20 protein-coding genes are annotated in these 17909 nt (G+C 45.0%); 14 read left to right on the forward strand and 6 right to left on the reverse strand.

Annotation, left to right across the window (positions count from 1 at the left end):
• Nucleotides 1-17: 17 nt before the first annotated feature.
• Nucleotides 18-323: a DUF4258 domain-containing protein gene (locus QUB68_RS08775; protein ID WP_332991370.1), complete on the forward strand. Its 306-nt coding sequence runs from the start codon at nt 18-20 to the stop codon at nt 321-323.
• A gap of 1 nt (nt 324) precedes the next feature.
• Nucleotides 325-549 carry a YgiT-type zinc finger protein gene (locus QUB68_RS08780; RefSeq protein ID WP_332991373.1) on the forward strand — a complete coding sequence of 75 codons (225 nt, stop codon included), beginning with the start codon at nt 325-327 and terminating at the stop codon, nt 547-549.
• Between the two features lie 86 nt (nt 550-635).
• Here QUB68_RS08780 and QUB68_RS08785 read toward each other — a convergent pair whose 3' ends face one another.
• Nucleotides 636-1439 carry a HEAT repeat domain-containing protein gene (locus QUB68_RS08785; RefSeq protein WP_332991375.1) on the reverse strand — a complete coding sequence of 268 codons (804 nt, stop codon included), beginning with the start codon at nt 1437-1439 and terminating at the stop codon, nt 636-638.
• A 121-nt stretch (nt 1440-1560) separates the two neighbouring features.
• The gene (locus tag QUB68_RS08790; RefSeq protein WP_332991377.1) at nt 1561-1815 is read right to left on the reverse strand and encodes a polymorphic toxin type 34 domain-containing protein; all 255 of its coding nucleotides are present in this window, start codon (nt 1813-1815) and stop codon (nt 1561-1563) included.
• Nucleotides 1816-2139: 324 nt separating this feature from the next.
• Here QUB68_RS08790 and QUB68_RS08795 point away from each other — a divergent pair, with 324 nt between their 5' ends.
• The 6 genes from QUB68_RS08795 (at nt 2140) to QUB68_RS08820 (ending at nt 8969) form a co-directional block, all read left to right on the forward strand.
• Nucleotides 2140-3240, forward strand: a complete 1101-nt coding sequence (locus QUB68_RS08795) for a saccharopine dehydrogenase family protein (RefSeq protein ID WP_332991379.1) — start codon at nt 2140-2142, stop codon at nt 3238-3240.
• Nucleotides 3241-3401: 161 nt separating this feature from the next.
• On the forward strand, nt 3402-3884 hold the full coding sequence (locus QUB68_RS08800; protein WP_332991381.1) for a hypothetical protein: 483 nt from the start codon (nt 3402-3404) through the stop codon (nt 3882-3884).
• Nucleotides 3885-4202: 318 nt separating this feature from the next.
• Nucleotides 4203-4724, forward strand: coding sequence for a hypothetical protein (locus QUB68_RS08805; RefSeq protein ID WP_332991382.1), 522 nt, complete (start codon nt 4203-4205; stop codon nt 4722-4724).
• Nucleotides 4725-5187: 463 nt separating this feature from the next.
• Complete coding sequence (locus QUB68_RS08810; protein ID WP_332991933.1) at nt 5188-6513, forward strand: hypothetical protein; 1326 nt, start codon at nt 5188-5190, stop codon at nt 6511-6513.
• A gap of 11 nt (nt 6514-6524) precedes the next feature.
• Entirely contained in the window at nt 6525-6710 is a 186-nt protein-coding gene (locus QUB68_RS08815) for a hypothetical protein (protein WP_332991384.1), read from the forward strand.
• Between the two features lie 234 nt (nt 6711-6944).
• Nucleotides 6945-8969, forward strand: a complete 2025-nt coding sequence (locus QUB68_RS08820; RefSeq protein ID WP_332991386.1) for a PAS domain-containing protein — start codon at nt 6945-6947, stop codon at nt 8967-8969.
• Between the two features lie 12 nt (nt 8970-8981).
• Here the strand turns inward: QUB68_RS08820 and QUB68_RS08825 are convergent, their stop codons facing one another.
• The 4 genes from QUB68_RS08825 to QUB68_RS08840 form a co-directional block, all read right to left on the reverse strand.
• On the reverse strand, nt 8982-10250 hold the full coding sequence (locus QUB68_RS08825) for an RNA-guided endonuclease InsQ/TnpB family protein (protein WP_332991388.1): 1269 nt from the start codon (nt 10248-10250) through the stop codon (nt 8982-8984).
• Entirely contained in the window at nt 10243-10641 is a 399-nt protein-coding gene (gene tnpA / locus QUB68_RS08830; protein WP_332991390.1) for an IS200/IS605 family transposase, read from the reverse strand. The genes QUB68_RS08825 and tnpA overlap by 8 nt, the downstream gene beginning before the upstream one ends.
• Nucleotides 10642-10763: 122 nt before the next feature.
• On the reverse strand, nt 10764-10895 hold the full coding sequence (locus QUB68_RS08835; protein WP_332991392.1) for a hypothetical protein: 132 nt from the start codon (nt 10893-10895) through the stop codon (nt 10764-10766).
• Between the two features lie 240 nt (nt 10896-11135).
• Complete coding sequence (locus QUB68_RS08840; protein WP_332991394.1) at nt 11136-11456, reverse strand: hypothetical protein; 321 nt, start codon at nt 11454-11456, stop codon at nt 11136-11138.
• A gap of 112 nt (nt 11457-11568) precedes the next feature.
• Here QUB68_RS08840 and QUB68_RS08845 point away from each other — a divergent pair, with 112 nt between their 5' ends.
• From QUB68_RS08845 to QUB68_RS08870, 6 genes are all read left to right on the forward strand, one after another.
• Nucleotides 11569-12462, forward strand: coding sequence for an ion channel (locus tag QUB68_RS08845; protein WP_332991396.1), 894 nt, complete (start codon nt 11569-11571; stop codon nt 12460-12462).
• 157 nt (nt 12463-12619) lie between these two features.
• Nucleotides 12620-12946 carry a DUF433 domain-containing protein gene (locus QUB68_RS08850; protein ID WP_332991398.1) on the forward strand — a complete coding sequence of 109 codons (327 nt, stop codon included), beginning with the start codon at nt 12620-12622 and terminating at the stop codon, nt 12944-12946.
• A gap of 3 nt (nt 12947-12949) precedes the next feature.
• Nucleotides 12950-13291 (forward strand): DUF5615 family PIN-like protein, encoded by a 342-nt coding sequence (locus tag QUB68_RS08855; RefSeq protein ID WP_332991399.1) that lies wholly within the window; start codon nt 12950-12952, stop codon nt 13289-13291.
• A 43-nt stretch (nt 13292-13334) separates the two neighbouring features.
• Entirely contained in the window at nt 13335-14510 is a 1176-nt protein-coding gene (locus QUB68_RS08860) for a metallophosphoesterase family protein (protein ID WP_332991401.1), read from the forward strand.
• Nucleotides 14511-14542: 32 nt separating this feature from the next.
• Nucleotides 14543-14683, forward strand: a complete 141-nt coding sequence (locus tag QUB68_RS08865; RefSeq protein ID WP_332991404.1) for a hypothetical protein — start codon at nt 14543-14545, stop codon at nt 14681-14683.
• Nucleotides 14684-14797: 114 nt separating this feature from the next.
• Nucleotides 14798-17839, forward strand: a complete 3042-nt coding sequence (locus tag QUB68_RS08870; RefSeq protein WP_332991405.1) for an SMC family ATPase — start codon at nt 14798-14800, stop codon at nt 17837-17839.
• Nucleotides 17840-17909 lie beyond the last annotated feature (70 nt).

Genomic DNA, 17909 nt, shown 5'->3' on the forward strand with positions numbered 1-17909 from the left:
TGTTATGTCGCCTGGTAATGATTGAAGAAATCCGCAATAAAATTGTTCAAAGCCAGTTTGAGTTCTCACAGCACGCTCTAAATCAAAGCATCGTCCGCCAGATCGGCGTGCAAGAACTGCGCGAGGCTATTGCAAGCGGTGAAATTATCGAAGATTATCCCGACGACAAATATGGCCCAAGCTGCGTGATACTGGGTTTTACCCTAGCAGCTCGACCTTTGCACATCCAGTGTAGTTATCCATCTCGCCCTTTGATAAAAATTATTACCCTATACGAACCGAACCCCGAACTGTGGATGAATTTCAAAGTTAGGAGAACTTAAAATGAGCAATGAAGTCTGGAAAGAAACCATGATTGAACAAAGAGTGAACTATACTCTGGAATTAGATGGAAATTTTATCATTGTTGAAAATGTGCCAGCTCGATTGTGTGTAGAAACAGGAGAGCGTTTTTTCTCACCAGAAACAGTAGAGCGACTACAGCAAATCATCTGGAAAGGAAAACAGCCAAGTCGCACGTTGGAAGTCCCTGTTTATGAGTTTGTGTAGTTAGCAAATCAAAACGCGACATTAGTAAGGTGGAGAACATCTATAGGAAGAGGAACGCAGATAAATCATATCTTCGTTTTTTTGTGTTAATTCATGCAGTCTGCCAGTATTTCGTCTGCTTGATGCCGCATCAAAGGAAATCGCTGGGCGATCGCACTCAATACCCTTTCTAAATCGGGAGCATCTTTGGCAAGATTTGGTCGCGGTTCGCGTTCCGTCAAATCCGTTAAAATATTCAGGATTATCATTGCTAGAAGTTCATCAGCATTATCCAACAAACTTAATAGTTGCTTGAGATATTCTTTCGCGCCCAGCCAGTACATTGCACCCAGCAATTCAGCTTTTACTGATAAAGGAAGCTCCAATTTTAGATACTTTTCCAGTTTGGGCAATAGCTGCGATGTACCTAAAATCCCTATCGAGTTAGCAGCATAGCCTCTAACTGCTCGATCTTCATCTGCATCAAGCAGCGAAAGTTCGAGAGTTTTTATTGCTTCAGGGTCTTCTAAATATCCGAGAGTTTCTGCTGCTGATGCGCGCACCAGTGCCGAAGGGTCATTTCTTAAGATATGCTCTATTGGTGCGATCGCAGGAGTATAACCCAGTTCGCCCAGCGCCTCAACTGTTTCAGACCTCACCAGTTCTTCAGGATCTTTTAGCAGAGGCATTAATGCAGGGCCAACTGTCTCTACTTCTTCGATTCCTAGATAACCCAAGGCTTCTGCTGCATGAGATCGAATTAATTCATCCGAGGACTTTAGCAATCTTAATATCTTCGGTACAGCCTCATAAACTTCTGCATCTACAAGCTGTAGGAGTGCCTCTGTTTGCAGGGCATAATCATCAGAATCGCAATAATCTAGCAGTGTTTCAGTTATCAGGACATTCATGATTTTTTAGAGCCTCTTAGTTTCGGTTTGGCAGTGCTGTCCCCATCGCTTGCTTATATATTTAGCGATCGCATTGGTAAAAAAATACTTTAACAAAGTGAGATGCTTCGTGATTTCGCAGTCACACTTCATTTTTGATAAGCTTATCTCTTTGTCTTTTTCCTCTTTTTCTTATTGCCACTGCGCCTGCTTTTCTATCATCAAATGCTTTCTGGGTAGTTTTAATTTTATCTAATTCTGCCTTGTCTTTATTTTGTCTAGCTTGCTCTTTCAGGATTTTGAGGGCTGCAAGCATATCTGGCGCTTGACCTGTTTGGATCAGTTGGTTCGCTTTTTCTACTATACCCGTATCGGCGACGTTACCTTCCGAAGTCATGTTTCTGTTGTGCCATAGTGTTTAAATCCTAATAATGTTAAGGCCAACTGCCGATCGCCCCTCAATAAATCCTCTAACCTAGTACGCTCGACTAATTTCCCTTGTAACATAACGGGCAAGTTCCTACTCTTTGAAAACTCACTGCGCTAACCTTGTTGAACCATCAACATCAGAAATCTCAGGATTTGTTCGACTGGGGGCAAGGGATAATCGCTGAGGTCGATCGCCACATTCTCCTAATTTCTTACAAATTCATCCTTTGTGTAGATGGAATTTATGCCTGAAAATAGAGAAACTTATATTAGCGTTACCCTTTTTTGAGCGATGACGAACCGAGTTTTGATTGTCGGCGGTCGGGGACGAATTGGCAACAGCGTTGCTCAAGACCTTGTTACCCACACCGACGCAGAAGTTACTATTACCGGACGCGATCCCTCTGGCTCTCTTCCACCGGAGTTGCCGCCGGATCGATCGCGCTATCTAGCGTTAGACTTAGCAGACAGTGCGGGCTTGACCCAAGCAATTGCAGCCTCTAACCTGGTCATTCACTGTGCCGGGCCTTTTCATTACCGAGACGCGGGTGTATTGAAAACTTGCATCGAAGCAGGGGTTAATTATACCGATGTCAGCGACAGCCGCAGTTTTACTCGCCGAGCTTTAGACTGCCGGGAACTTGCTAAAAATGCCGGGGTGACAGCGATTATTAACACGGGGATTTTCCCTGGAGTTTCTAACAGCATGGTGCGCCGAGATGTGGAGCAATTAGATACAGCAGAAAACATCCATTTGAGTTATGTTGTCGGCGGTTCCGGCGGTGCTGGCGTTACCGTCATGCGCACTACTTTTTTGGGTTTGCAAACTGCTTTTGATGTTTTGGTTGATGGCAAACTACAGCAGATTAAACCCTACACCGATCGCGAAACCATAGAATTTCCCGCACCCTACGGCAAAACTGGCGTTTACTGGTTCGATATGCCGGAAGCAATTACTTTGCCCGAAACTTTCCCCGTGAAAACCGTGATTACTAAATTTGGCACTTTTCCCGATATTTACAATCACCTTACTTGGTTTGTTGCCAAATACTGGCCGGATAGCTGGCTGAAAAATAATTCAGTCATTGAGTTTTTGTCCTATGTCAGTTACGGGATGACCGCTGTTAGCAATAATTTTAGCGGTGTGGGCGTGGCTGTGCGATCGCAAGTGACCGGCCTCAAAAACGGTCAAGCCGCGAAAGTTTGCTCGACAGCGGTACACCCAAATGCTGCTACAGCTACGGGCATCGGTACTGGCAGCATCGCTCAATTGATGTTGGAAGGCAAACTGACCAAACCGGGCGTTTGGTCGGTAGAACAGGCTCTTTCTACTGAGCTATTTGAACGAGCTATGCAGAGTAGAAACCTCAATATTAATCAAGAATGGTTGTAATGAAAGCACTGGAATTCTCTAGGGTGCGTCAGCTCATAGATACTCGATCCCTCGCAAAAGTAACGCTCTGCTGACGCACCCTACTACTAATCTATCTTTTGGTAGAAGTAATGGTAACAAGCAGGCGCTTAATATGTTGCACATCACGATAAACATCCCTTTTGGCTCGATCGCTCTCTGGTAGCTGCGACAAAGATGGCGCTTCAACCAAGGTTCTTGATGTGCGATCGCCCGATCGGGACAACAAACACGATAATTTTTGCGACCAAATACGAGGAGACGTTGATATGAAGCGGGTTTTAAAAGCTCTGGGACAAACATTGAGTCAAAGCATTTTGCTAGTCTGTATGCTGGCTTTCATTGCTCTGGCTGGTATAGTGGCAGTACCAAATCAGGCTGCTCGCGCAGCAGGTCAATACACCAGTCAGGCGCAGCAGTCAGCTAAAATTACTGACCCCGCAGAAAGTTTTGAGGATCTCAATCCCCAAGCAGCTTACGAAGATATCGTCAAAACCGCTCAAAATCCTGCAAAGGTCGAGAAGGTTTACGATGAAAGCTTAAAGGAATACAATGCAGAACACCCGCAAGAAAGCATTGTTCAAAAAGCTGAAGATCTGCTCGAAAAGGTCACGGGGAACGAATAAATTAAAAATTTTCTATCTAACTCAAGTTGCTAAATATGCAGCTTGGGTGAGGAGACCAAATATCAAAGGTCGCGATTCATCATTTGGGATCTCACAACCGAAACAACAAAGGTTTGTAGTGAGAACTTTAGTCTAGCGCAATTTATGCGGACTAAAGTCCTCACTACAAACCTTTTTGCTTGACTGGGGCCAGATTGTTTTTTCCTGCCGGCGAGCTGTCTTTTGGGATAGCAGATTCATCCCTAAGGAAGATGAATAAGTAGCAATTAAAAAGATAAATTTAAGCAGAGTTACAGTTAAATAAAAGGAAAAAATATCATGAGCGATGACACAAAAACGGTGAAACAACCTGATGCTAACCTCGACCCGCTGTCCGGGGAAAAAGGGGCTCATCCAGTGGGAACGGGTATCGGTGCTGCGAGTGCGGGTGCTGCTGGTGCTGCGATCGGCGGTGCGATCGGCGGGCCTGTGGGAGCCGTTGTAGGCGCTGTTGTGGGCGCGTTTAGCGGCGGTTTGGCGGGTAAAGGTGTCGCAGAGGCGATCGACCCCACGGTAGAAGATGCTTACTGGCAAAACAACCACAGCTCCCGTTCTTACGCGGACACCAGCACAACTTACGAAGACTATCAGCCTGCATACCGCACCGGTTATGAGGGCTACAGCCGCTATGGCGGTACTGGTAAAAGCTTCAACGAGATCGAAAATGATTTGCAGCGCGACTACGAAACAAATCGCGGTAAGTCGAATGTGACTTGGGAAAAAGCTAAGCACGCCACGCGCGACGCTTGGGATCGGGTAGAACGGGCTGTTCCTGGCGACATTGACAAAGACGGCCGCTAAGCTGACGCGCATCTAATTTTAAGAATCCTATTTCTTGAACTCTTGTGGGGCGATGCTCGGAGCAACGCCCCAAAAATAAGACTGTGCTTGATATCTGACACTATTTTCAACGCAAGTTTACCCAAGTTCTTGGGGATTTTTTACCCCTCTCTACATCTGAGAGGGGTATTTTTAACTGAGTGGAAATCGTTTTTTTCAGGAAGCAAGATTTTGCCAAGGCTGGTTTGGCGGCTTGAATCGCAAAAAAACTTATTAACAAAAAAGTTTGAGACAGGCATTTTTTGTTGACAATTAGCCTTAAAATTAAACTAATTCAGGACTCAGGCATCGATCGCATATTTCTGTCATTGTTCGCCATCCGCGCTAGCAATCGCAGCCGGAGCGTGAAAGCGTCCGCTGCATCAAGTCCGATAATTGTTAATCTAAATCCTCTCATTCAAAATCGGTATAACTTGTGGATGCAATGTTGGAAAGAGCTTGGACACTCAAGCAAAATTTAATTGACTTTGTGCTGGATGCTGAGGGAGATTTGGCGGTAGCTTTGGAAGCTTTTGCCGCAACTAAATCGATCGGCGAGCGCTACGATATTGCTCAGCAAAATCAAGTGATTGACAGTTTTACCGTCGAAGGTAAAGTCGGAGACAAAACGCCGATCGACCTTTTTGTCGCAAGTCAGCCGGATTTAACCGCTGGCGAGATCAGTTTGCTAGAAACTTGGCGCCACAGAAGCTTTACCGGCTTATTTGAAATTACTCAAATTTCCCCTGACAGCTTTGAACTGATGAACTGGCTGACGGCGAAGCACTACGCTGTCAAGCCCAACAGCGCTAATTTCCTGCAAGAAATGTCTCGCTTTAAGCTGGGAGAAATCCTGCGGGCTCGGATTGCGCCCCTCACCGATGACTCGTGGATACTCTCAGGGCCTGCGATTCCGATGGGGAAATTGGGTAAGCCGAAGCTGGCGGTGGCGATCGGCAATTTCAAGCAAAATTACAAAAATAACCTGTACAGCGACGCCCCAGAACTGTTAGAGCAAGCTTGGAAGTCGGTAGAAAAGTACCACGAAGATTTTACCGAATTTTTTGGCAGCGATGAAGTGACGCTATCGGGATATTACCTGAACAAACAGTTGGCGGAATTTCAGGAGGTAATGACTAAAAAACGCCTAGCTGATATTGGCATCGATCAAACTAAATCTCTGGCGGATATCGTTGAAGATGCCGGAGTCGATCCTGAAGAAATCAAAGCAGTCGCGATCGCAGCAGCAGGCGCCGATACTAAAGCAGTTGAGGTGGTGCTCGACAAGAATGCTAGTTCAAAAATGGTAACGCCGAAAGTTGAATTGCCCGATCGCTTCAAAAAAGCCGAAAAGGTGACAGCACTTTCTCATCCCCGCTGGGGACAAACCTTTTTGTCTAATTACAGTCAGTTTACCGAACTGCTAGCAGCAGAGGACTTTTCCACCATTCCCGGTTACGAAAAGTTGGTTCGCAGCTATCTAGAAGATCCGGCAATTAATGTGTGGATTTGGCGGCGGTTAGCTCAAGTTAATCCAGCCAAATTATCACAAATATTGCAAACAGTATTGGAACGCACAGACTTTCAGATCGAGATTGATTTAGATTCTTTGCTACAAGAGTATAAGAAACCCTTAGAACCCGAACTCCCGGAAATTGCCAGCGTTCCCCTGCACCTGCACAACTTATTTCAGCAAGCTTTAGGCGAAGTTCACAAGTCAAAATCCAAACCGCAGGATCAAAAGAAAACCTCTAAAGGCTTTAAATCCTGAGCTTCCCCCTCATGAGCGCGATGCTTACACTGCTCGATCGTTCGGTAGTTAACGGATTTGAAATGAGAGTCGGTTTTAACCGAATGCGAGCTTTGAGGCAGGGGTTTAAACCCCTGCTAGACTCCGGTACAAGCTCAAAGCTCGATCGAGCTTTAATTCAAAATCCGGCGGCACCGGGGACTTACCAAATAATTTAAACATTAAAAATTTACAACTATTTTCAGTAATATTACTTAGCCCAATATTTTTTTGGAGCGATCGAACTTTCTGGCACTTTCTATCTGTATCCTCCTCGGGGAACTAGCACCGCAAATCTAGCTCTCGCGCTGAGAATTTAAATTGATGTCTTTTTATACTTGACAAAAATAACTGCTATCCTTGTAGGAAGTAAATAGACAATCTAACTGTCGCAAGTTTGAGCGCTTACTACAATGATCAAAAAAGTATTTAACCAGTTTGAGGAGTTGCAGGGACATATCGAGCAACTGCCGCCAGAGCAAAAAGCGATTTTAAGTAACAATGTTAACCATTTATCCGCAGCTTTGCAGGAATTACCGGCAGAGATTGGGCCGCTTGGGAATCCCAAAGCAGCCCGAGCAAACCGAGAACAAGTAAATTCAAATTTTCACCCAAAAGTTGCACATCAAGCAGCGATAATTAGACAGTTAGAAAAAGACTTACATCAAAGTCAGGCGCAGTACAAAAAGGTGACTCAGGCCCTTACCAAAGGAGAAGCTAAACTACAAACTATCCTGCGAAACTCTTCCGATTTAATTACAATTATTGAAGCTGACGGGCGGATACGAGACCAAAGTCCAGTTGCACTAGAACGGATTTTAGGCTACAAACCCGAACAAAAAATTGGTAAATTTCACAGCGATTTGCTGCACCCAGACGATTTGCCAGCTTGGCAAGCATATTTTGACAAACTGCTCAAACAGCCGGGGATTGCACCGCCCATAGAATATCGGAAACGCCACGCTAACGGTGATTGGGTGTATTTAGAAGTAATTGCTAACAATTTGCTGCACGATTCCAGCATCAACGGCATCATCATCAATTCCCGCGACATCACTCAGCGGAAGCTCTCAGAATCACAACTCGCAAAATCGCAAAAGCAAATCGCTAATATCTTAGAAAATATCACAGATGGCTTTTATACGCTAGACCGTAATTGGCAGTTTACCCATGTCAACCCGAAAGCAGAGGAGTGCTTGCACAGAAAGCGACAAGAACTTCTCGGGAAAAATATTTGGGAGCAGTTTCCCGATACCGCGAATACGATTTTTTTCAAGGAATTTGAGAAAGCGATATCTCATAACGTTGCTGTTAAATTTGAAGGGCATTACCAGCAGCACAATATCTGGTTTGAAGTCGAGGCTTATCCGTCGGAAGAAGGCTTATCGGTGTTCTTTCAAGATATTACAGAGCGCAAAATAGTAGAAAATGCACTAGAAAAAATCTACTCTCAGCTAGAACAGCAAACCAAGCTGCTCGACACTGTACTTTCAACTACACCGGACAGACTTTTGATGTTCGATCGCTCCCACCGATTAACTTATATCAACCGCGCGGGTTTAGAGTTAACTCCGCTGTCGGAAGCATACATTTTCGGCAAAACTTTAGAAGAGATTGGCTGGCCGCCAGAAGCAATTGAATTGCACAATAATTGCTGGGAAAATATACTGGCAACGGGGCAAACTGTAACCGCAGAAACTGAGTTTATCAATCCGCGCACCGGGCGCAAAAATTATAGCAGCTACATCTTTAGCCCGATTGCGAGCGCGGAGGGCAGCATCGAGGCAATTCTAGTCACAAATAGAGATATTACTGAACTTAAAGCAGCCGAAGCAGCTCTGCGGGAATCAGAATCGCGCTACCGCATTCTCTCGCAAATTACCTCAGATTTTGCCTATTCTTTTAATTTATTGCCGGATAGAACTTGGGCCTGCGAGTGGATGACCGAAGCTTTTACTCAGATTACAGGTTATACTGCATCAGAAATCGCAACTTCCGGCTGGCCAGAATGCAACTGCATTCATCCCGAAGATCGAGAAATGTTGCAAGAACAAATGCAGTCTCGCTCTAGCAGCGGCAAGGAAGTCAGCGAGTACCGAATTGTCACAAAATCCGGGGAAATCCGCTGGCTGTGGGATTGCAGGCAAGTTGTGTGGGATGAAGCCGAGAATCGCGCTGTCGGCATTTACGGTGCTTGTCAGGACATCACCGAACAAAAGTTAGTACAGGCTACATTGTGCGAAACAAATCAAGTTTTAGAAGGGTTAATTACAGCTTTGCCGCTGGCAGTTGTCGGCATCGATGCGTCGGCTGCGGTGACGCTGTGGAATCCGGCGGCGGAGCAAATTTTTGGCTGGAAAGAGTCTGAAGTTTTGGGGGAGTTTTTGCCGATCGTCCCTACCGATGAAATTGTCGATTTTAGTGCTATGCTTCATTGATACTCCCCAGCCCTAAAGGGACGGGGATTCTTGAAGAGTCCACAGTCGGATTTTCAAAGGCGCTATCAAGTCGCCGCTACTGATTCCACTAAGATTTAATCCCAGCTTTACCGCTACTTTTCTGATAATATTAACTGCGCCGTTGCAATCAGCATTAATTTTTGTGCCGTCTGCCGAACGATACAGTCCGCGAGTTACTCTTTTCCCTGATTCTTTCCACCCTTCAGTTTTTTCACCGAACTTAGGTAGTGAATCATTGTCGAGAAAACTGGCTTTTGAAGTATACGCTTCTTCAGTTTCTACAAATTTAATTCCATGTTGTTTGCATAACTGAGAGATCCTGTCTTTTAACCTACCCGTGGGAATTTGTACGAATTTTTGATTAGTCCTTTTACCCATATTTACACTTTGTTTTTGATCTTTGTTCCATCCAAAGACTACCCTCCCTATTCTGTTTTCAATACAGTGATTGACGACAATTCTCGCAGCTTTATTTACCGCATCTCTAACTTGTCGATTCCTCTTCTCAGTAATTCGGGCTAATTGATTTGACCAGAAGCCTTGGGGTTGATTCTCTTTCAAGACAGAGATACGCTTGTTGTACCACTGATTTAAGGACTTTAAATGCAGCCCATCAACAATAAAAGAAGTTCCCACATTGGATACTCCTGTCAACCAATTGTTGATTCCGTGGTCTAATCCCAAAACATGATCCGGGTTGATGTCCACAGCTAACTCTTCTGTTCTGTACACAAACTCGGCATAAAAGCGACGGTTTCTGGGGAGAATCCGAATCTCTACTAACTTTTTGTAATCCAAATTAGATGGCATTGGTAGAAAAAATTCCCCAACTCCAAACCAAAGCTTGACTTTGCTACCTAATGGGAAGCGCAGCAATCCATCCTTTAATTTGACATCAGCCTTGGGGAATGTAACTAATTTAAGAGAATCTTTTTTGTATCCCGGCAGCTTTGGATGTTGCGTTACCGTTCCAGATACAATTCCTTTTAGCAGTCCAATGTACGAACTAAAAGATTCGGCGACGCTGGTTAAAGTTTGCTGTGCGACATGAGAATACAGAGCCTTAAAATGCAAGTTCGACTTGAACATTTTATGTAAATCATGTTTTCTAGGAATATTCCTGGTCTTAAAATACAACTGACGACCGTAGTAGATGGCACAATTTGCCAACTTATTTGACTCACTGCATACGAATTCTAAAATTGCTTTCAGACTAGAATGGGGACTGATTAAGTCTTGCTGACAGCCGTAATTAGACATTTTTCTGGTTCTCGATATACTGTTTAACGACAGATAATGGTGCACCGCCGACCGTTGCAACAAAATAACTATTTGTCCACAGAGTTGGTAGTCGGCTTTTCAACCAAGGAAATTCTTGCCTTAGTAGTCGAGATGAACGCCCTTTCAGGTATCTAATCAATTTTGCGACCCCGAATTGTGGGTCTATTCCTACCAGTACATGAACATGATCTGGCATGACTTCCATTTCCAGTAACTCGGCATTGAATTCGGTACAAACTTCTTGTAGTATGGCTTTTAACCGAATATCTACACCTTTGATCAATACCGATCTGCGATACTTGGGACACCAGACAATATGATAATTACAGGAGTAAGTTACGTTGGCATTGGACTTGAGTTTTACTTTCATTGTTACAGTATACACTAACCACTCTGTATATTGTATTTCAATATGTGAAGAAGTTTTCAAGGCGGTTGAAACCGCTGCCGACTTTTCCCCGTGTCTAAAGCCAGGGGCTTGCGTCTCGTCTTTCAGTCAGAATTGGCAGGGAAAGCCCAAGTTGCCAAGCGGTGCAGGCGGCAGTGCAAAGACGGTTCGTTAATTGATGTCTCTATCTCGACTGCACCGCTGCGAAATGCCCAAGGCTTGATTATTGGCAGCATGAGGATCTTTTCTGAGACTTCAGAATTTAAGGGAAAACCACAGGAGAAGGGTAATTCAAACTGCAACTCGGATCGAGCGCAGCCATTTTGGGCGCGTTACGTCAGCATTCCTGGCATAAAAAACAATTAAACAAACTCGCAGCTAATAGCAATATAAATCAAATAGGTTTGTAGTGAGGACTTTAGTCCTTCTTCCATCAAACCGGAAGGACTGAAGTCCTCACTACAAACCTGTTTTTTTCACTCTTCAACTCGTCGGACAGCCATGCGTTGCAGTGGCAGGCTGAGTATGCTAGAAGCAGTCAACAAGTAAGAAAGAACAGTAGTCAGCTTCAAACTGTGCAATAACCAGCTATCCTCTGGTAAGTGAAGTTTCAGCCCGAAAACAGATATGCAGTACACTATCCAGTAAGTAAAGCTCATCTTGATCAAGATTTCTTCGCTCAAAGTGCGATCGTCCGCCGGGCCCGAGGTGCCATTATCGCCCAGCAGCACTAGACCCGCAATTGAAGCCACAAAAGAAACCATCACCAGATAGTCATGCCAGTTAAGCTCAACCATTTATCAACTCCGGTTTAATCGTAATTTTTGGAATTAGACATCAGTCTAAAGGATAAGTTTTTCCGCTCCAAGCAATAGTTACAATTTGACACAGCCGCAGTTACAAATCGCAATGAAAATTCACCACAACCGCCCACCACAGGCTCGTTTAGTCACCCGCAAAGGACAATTCCCCTTAAATATTGTCAAGTTGGGAGTACCTCGGCTGCATTTTGCCGACCTCTACCACAGGCTGTTAATTCTTTCTTGGCCGCAATTTTTCATTCTGATTTGTTTCTGCTATATACTCACGAATTCTTTATTTGCCTTAGCTTACTTGGCGGGAGGAGATTGCATTGCTAATGCACGGCCTGGTTCTTTCAAAGATGCCTTTTATTTCAGCGTGCAAACAATGGCGACAATCGGCTACGGCGCCATGTATCCGCGCACCGAGTACGCTAATACTATAGTCGCGATCGAAGCGTTTTTTGGTTTGTGGGGAGTCGCGATGGTTACGGGACTCGGTTTTTCGAGATTTTCTCGACCAACTGCTAGAGTTATCTTCAGTCGCGTAGCTGTAATCGCTCCTTTCAACGGCGTTCAGACTCTGATGTACCGCGCGGGAAATCAGCGCTTCAACCAAATTTTAGAAGCGCAGCAGCGAGCTACTTTGATCCGCGACGAGGTAACATCGGAAGGAGAATTTATGCGGCGTTTTTACGATTTGCAATTAGTCCGAAGTCAATCTCCTATTTTTGCATTAAGTTGGACGGTGATGCACGCAATTGATGAGAGCAGTCCTTTGTACGAACTTACTGCAAAAGATTTGATCGAGTCCCAAGCCGAAATTGTGATTACGCTAACGGGAATTGACGAAACTGTTTCGCAAACTATTCACGCGCGGCATTCTTTTGTAGCTTCTGAGATTGTCTGGAATATGCGGTTTGTAGATATTGTTTTGAGAAAACCGGATGGTGGGCGGGTGGTTGATTATACTCGGTTTCACGATTTGAAGCCTGTAGAATGAAAGTTTTGAGTTACATTGTTCTCCGCTTTGGTGCGCAGTGCGCACCCTACAATTAGCCGTTAAATATGTTGAATACAATTTGGGCTGACAAGTGCTAGAATAGTTTGATGGTGACAAAACATATTTTTTTTATTACCACTTAGTACGAATTACGAACATGACACTAAAAGAATTGCAACCGCAACTCCTGGCTTTAAGTCCAGAGGAAAAGACTCAAGCTATACAATTTTTAGCCCAAAGTTTAAGCAACTTTTGGTCTGGAATTCAAAAGACTCCTGGCGTGTGCGGCGGCGATGCTTGCATCAGACAAACGCGAATTCCTGTTTGGGTGCTGGTGAATGCTCGCCGTTTAGGTATTTCTGAATCTGAACTCCTAGAAGATTATCCGACTCTGCGTGCCGCTGACTTGGCAAATGCTTGGGCTTATGCTGAGGCATATCCTGATGAGATTGAAACAGCAATTCAAGAAAATGAGGATGATTGAAAAGTGGCACGTTTTTATGCAGATGAACAATACCCAAAGCGAGTTGTGGAATTTCTGAGGACTTTAGGTCACGATGTCATGACAGTACAGGAAGCAGGAAATGCTAATCAAAAAATTCCTGATGAAGAAGTGTTAGCTTTTGCATTGAGTATTGACCGCGCTATTTTAACGCTCAATCGCCGTGATTTTATCAAGCTGCATACATTACAACCAGACCATGCTGGTATCATTGTTTGTAAAGATGATTCAAATAGGGAGCGGCGGGCGGCGCGGATTAATGAGGCTATTTCTAATCTCGAAACATTAAGAGGTATGCTGATTCGAGTTAACCGCCCGTCGGATTGATTATAAGTTATAGAATACATCTACTCTGGAATTCACTTATATTATGCGAATAATTCATACTGCTGACTGGCATTTGGGGCGGCGTTTTCGAGGGATCGATCGCACTTCCGAAATTGCGATCGCCCTGGAACAGATTTTGAAACAAGCCAAAGCCCTCGATGTCGATGCTGTTCTGGTAGCCGGCGACATTTTCGACGTTCCCAACCCTCCAGCGTACGCTGAACGCATTGCCTATCACTTTTTCTGCGAACTCCAAGCGGCCGGAATTCCCGCAATTGCGATCGCCGGCAATCACGATTCTGCATCCCGCATCGACAGCATCGCCCAATTGCTTTCCCTCGCCGGCGTTCGCGCTTTAGGCAAACCCAAGCGTTCCGCAGACGGCGGCACGATTACTCTCAATACAAAAAGCGGTAAACTTTGCGTCGGAGCAATGCCTTTTGCTTCCGAACAAAGACTGTTAGATGCTAATTCTCTCTGGCACTCTGGCGATGCCGATCGCCGCCAAGAATACCGCGACATTGTAGCAGATTTAATGCAAAATTTAACGACAGATTTTCGAGATAATACTGTGAATATGCTGATGGCACACATGAGCATAGACGGCGCTCGCTTGGCTAAATCCGAAGTCGCTTATTACACGCGAGATAAATACCTGCTGTCATCGCAAACTCTGCCACCGGAAGCTCAGTATGTCGCCCTCGGACACATCCACATTCACCAGCGCATTGCTAAAAATTCCCCCGCTTATTATTCCGGTTCTTTGATTCAGTTAGATTTCGGAGAAGCAGAACAGGAAAAGGGATTTTGCTTGATAGAAGTTGAGCCGGGAAGTCAGGCAAAAGTGGAATTTAGACCTGTGGCTTGCCACAAACCGTTAAAAGTGCTTCAATGTCATAATGACAATCTTGATGCAGCTTTAGAAGCTCATCAATATCATCCGGGTTACTTGAAGGTAATTGTCGAACTGGACAGCCCGCAAATCGGATTAGCCGATCGCGTGCGCCAAATCTGTTCTCAAGCGCTGTTAATTGAACCGCGCTATCGGGATGCAGCGCTGGAACCCACAGAGATAACTAATATCGATCCCAACAATTTCGATCCGGCAGCAGAGTTCTGCAACTATTATCAAAACCGATTGGGAACGACACCGAAACCAACTGTATTGGAGGAATTTCATAATTTGTACAAGAAGTTTAAGGAAACAGTTAATAGTTGAATGGGGTGTAAATAGCAATTTTTTCGTCAGTTATGAATGTGGTTCAGGCTTCTAATCAGGACGGGCTAGAAGCCCATCCCACAACTCAGGACGGGCTAGAAGCCCATCCCACAACTCAGACAATTATTGCTAAGCTGTTGCAGCATTTAAATTGTTTGTCAATAAGTAATTAAACTCTTGTGGGGTGGGCTTTGAGCATCGCCCCGAATATGCAATTTAAAAGCGCAACAGCTTAACACTACCGTTCGCAATGACATAATTGTAAAAATCCAAAATTTAAAATCAGTATGCGTCCACTAGAACTTTTGCTCGAAGGATTTACCAGTTTCCGCCGCGAACAGCGTTTAGATTTTTCTCAACTCGATTTGTTTGCAATTACTGGTGCTACTGGTGCCGGCAAATCTTCGCTGCTAGATGCGATGACTTACGCGCTTTTTGGTATGACAACTCGCAGCGGCAAACAAGTAGGGGATTTGGCAAGTCAAGGCAGCGAAAATTTAAAAGTACAGTTGCGTTTTGCTGTGGGTTCGGCACAGTATCGGGTGACGAGGCGCTGGCGTTTTCGTCCGAAATCTCCGGAGAATAAGGTGATTTTGGAAAGTTGGCAAAACAGCGACTGGGAAACGTTGGGCACGAGTATTGTTGCTGTTCAAAATACGATTGAACAGATTTTGGGAATGGATTTTGATACTTTTACGCGAGCGATTATTCTGCCTCAAGGCAAGTTTGATGAGTTTATTAAAGGGGATACTTCTAAGCGTCGGGAAATTTTGCGACAGTTAGCGGGATTTGAGATTTTTGAGCAGATGCGGAAGGAGGCAAATGAGCTCGCAAAGCTGCTGAAACAGGAACGGGAAATGGTGGAAAGGCAGTTAGCTGAATTGAGCGCGCCGGCGACGGATGAGGTGGATCTAAAACGATCGCAACTTTTGATTTTAGAGCAGCAGTTACCTCAGTTCGATCGCGCTGTTGTCCAAGCTCAAAAGGCTCTTGATGAACAAGAACAGCTATTTTCGCAAATCGTTCGCTGGCGAGAACTAGAACAAGATTTGGCTAAGTTAAATGCTAGTTCGGCGGATATGACAATCTTAGCACAGCGCTTAGAAAGAGCGCAAACTGCCAACCATTTACAGGGAGATTGGGCTTTAGTGCGATCGGCTTGCAGTCAGTATGAAACTGCCGAAACTGCCGCTGTATCAGCGCGAGAGCGGTTGATTAAAGCTCGCTCGGAGCTAGCAGCAGAGCAGCAGAAACTTGAGGCTTCCCAAGCCAAATCCGAGTTATTAGCGCCACAAATTAAGGCTCGGGAAGATGCTCTGGCTGCTGCAAAAGTATATGAAGAACAGCGCGCTCAATTAGAGAAAGAAGTTGCCATCGCCCAAAAAAATCAGCAGGAAAAACTGCGCTTTTTCCAAGCAGCAGATAAAGAATTGCAAGCTGCTAATACTAAAATTCAGTCGGCGGGTTTTCGAGTTACTAGAGCGGCGGCGTTGCTAGAACAGTATGCGCCCGGTGGTGAGCGTTTAGAGCAGTTGCAACAAATTGCACCTTTATTAATGGAAATTCAACTAATTGTCAAGCAGGGACAAACTCAGCAGGAAGAACTCAAAAAAGCACTCACAGCCAAAGAAAGCGCTCAACATAATTACGCGCAGGTGGTAACTAATTTAGCAGCGGCCCAAATCAGGCTGAAAGAGTGCGACGCTGAGTTAGAATCTGCCCAAACTGCTAATGCGGAAGCGGCGCGTTTAGAGAGTGTTGCTGCTGTCAGAATGTCGCTGAATTCTGGCGATACTTGTCCGGTGTGCGGAGGCGTGCATCCTGAGAGCAATTTGCTCCCTGCTTTGCCGACTTCAAAAATTGTCGATGTTGCCCTTTTGCGCCGGAAAGTTGCGGCTGCAAGTCAAGTTTTGCAAGCTGCTCAAATGGCTGCTGCTGAGGGGAAAAGCGCCGTTTCAGCCTGCGAGCAAAAAGAGTCGGAAATTGCTCAAATGTTGGAAGTGACGGCGCATAAAGTTGCTCAGTTGCAGCAGCAAATCAATCAAGTTCTAGAAAATCACGAGTGGGAAGTCTTGCAGTTGCAGCAGGAGTTGGTTATAGTTGCAGAGAGCGATCGCCAATACCGAGAAACCGAGCAGCAATTCCAACTCGCATCGCTGGAATATAATAATTACGAACAAAGATTTAATTTTGCAGCGACGACGAAAGCAGCTAAACAGCAAGAATATCAAGATGCGATCGTCGAATCAGACCGCCGACAGCAGCAGTTGCAAAGTTGTGTCAATGCGCTTTATCAAATTACCGAATATCAACCCTATGCTAATTTAGCACAAGCCTTAGCGGAAGATAAGCAAGAGTTGGCAAATCTGCTGAAAGTTGCCGAAAAATCTTATCAAACTGCTCAAAATACTGTTATTCAAGCAGCAGAGAGAGAGCAACAAGCTGGAGAAGTTTTTGCACGAGCAGCGAGCCACAAACAGCAGCTAAGCGTTGATTGGTTAGCAAAATTAACAGCGGCTGATTTCACAGAAGAGACGTTTTTAGCAGCGGTGGCGCCCGTTAATGAACAATCGCAGTGGGAAAATGCGATTCGCTCTGTGCGCGAGTCGAAAATTCAGTTGGAGACGCGGGCGAAGGATTTGAGTGAGGCGATCGCAGGTAGAACTACCGATGAAGATACTTTAGCACAAGTGCGATCGGCAAAACACACCGCCCAAGAAAACATCAAACAAGCCAACAACAACCGCGCCGAACTTTTAGCGTGGATTCAAGTAGCCGCCCAAACTCTCGAACAAGCCCAAAGACTGTCACAGCAAATCACAAATTTCACAGAACAAGAGCAAACCTATCACACCCTAGCGCAGAATCTCAAATCCAACGAATTTCAATCCTACATTTTAGAACATTTAGAAGCAGAATTAGTCGGCAGCGCCACCTTAATTTTACAAGAATTAACCGACAATCGGTACAAGTTAAAAAACCTCGAAGGCGAATACTGGGTAACAGATAATTGGAATGGTGGCGAAGCTAGACGAGTGCGTACCCTTTCCGGCGGCGAAACCTTTGCTACTTCCCTATCAATGGCTTTAGCTTTATCAGAAAAACTGTCTCAAGGAGCTCAATTGGGCAGCTTGTTTCTTGACGAAGGATTCGGCACTTTAGATGCAGAAACTCTCGAAAGCGTCACTCAGATTTTAGAATCTTTGCGGCAGCGAGAAAGGCTGATTGGAGTGATTACCCACGTTCAAGGATTGGGCGAAAGATTGCCCGCACAAGTTAAAGTGTTGAAGTCGCCGCAAGGCTCTAGAATAGAAGTTGTAAGAGTTTAGAAGACAGGGCGGTTGAAACCGCGTCTATACAAGCAAAACCCGGATGGTGCGCGGGTTGAAGATTGGGTAG

Source organism: Microcoleus sp. A006_D1 (genome assembly GCF_036702805.1).
Classification (GTDB): Bacteria; Cyanobacteriota; Cyanobacteriia; order Cyanobacteriales; family Microcoleaceae; genus Microcoleus.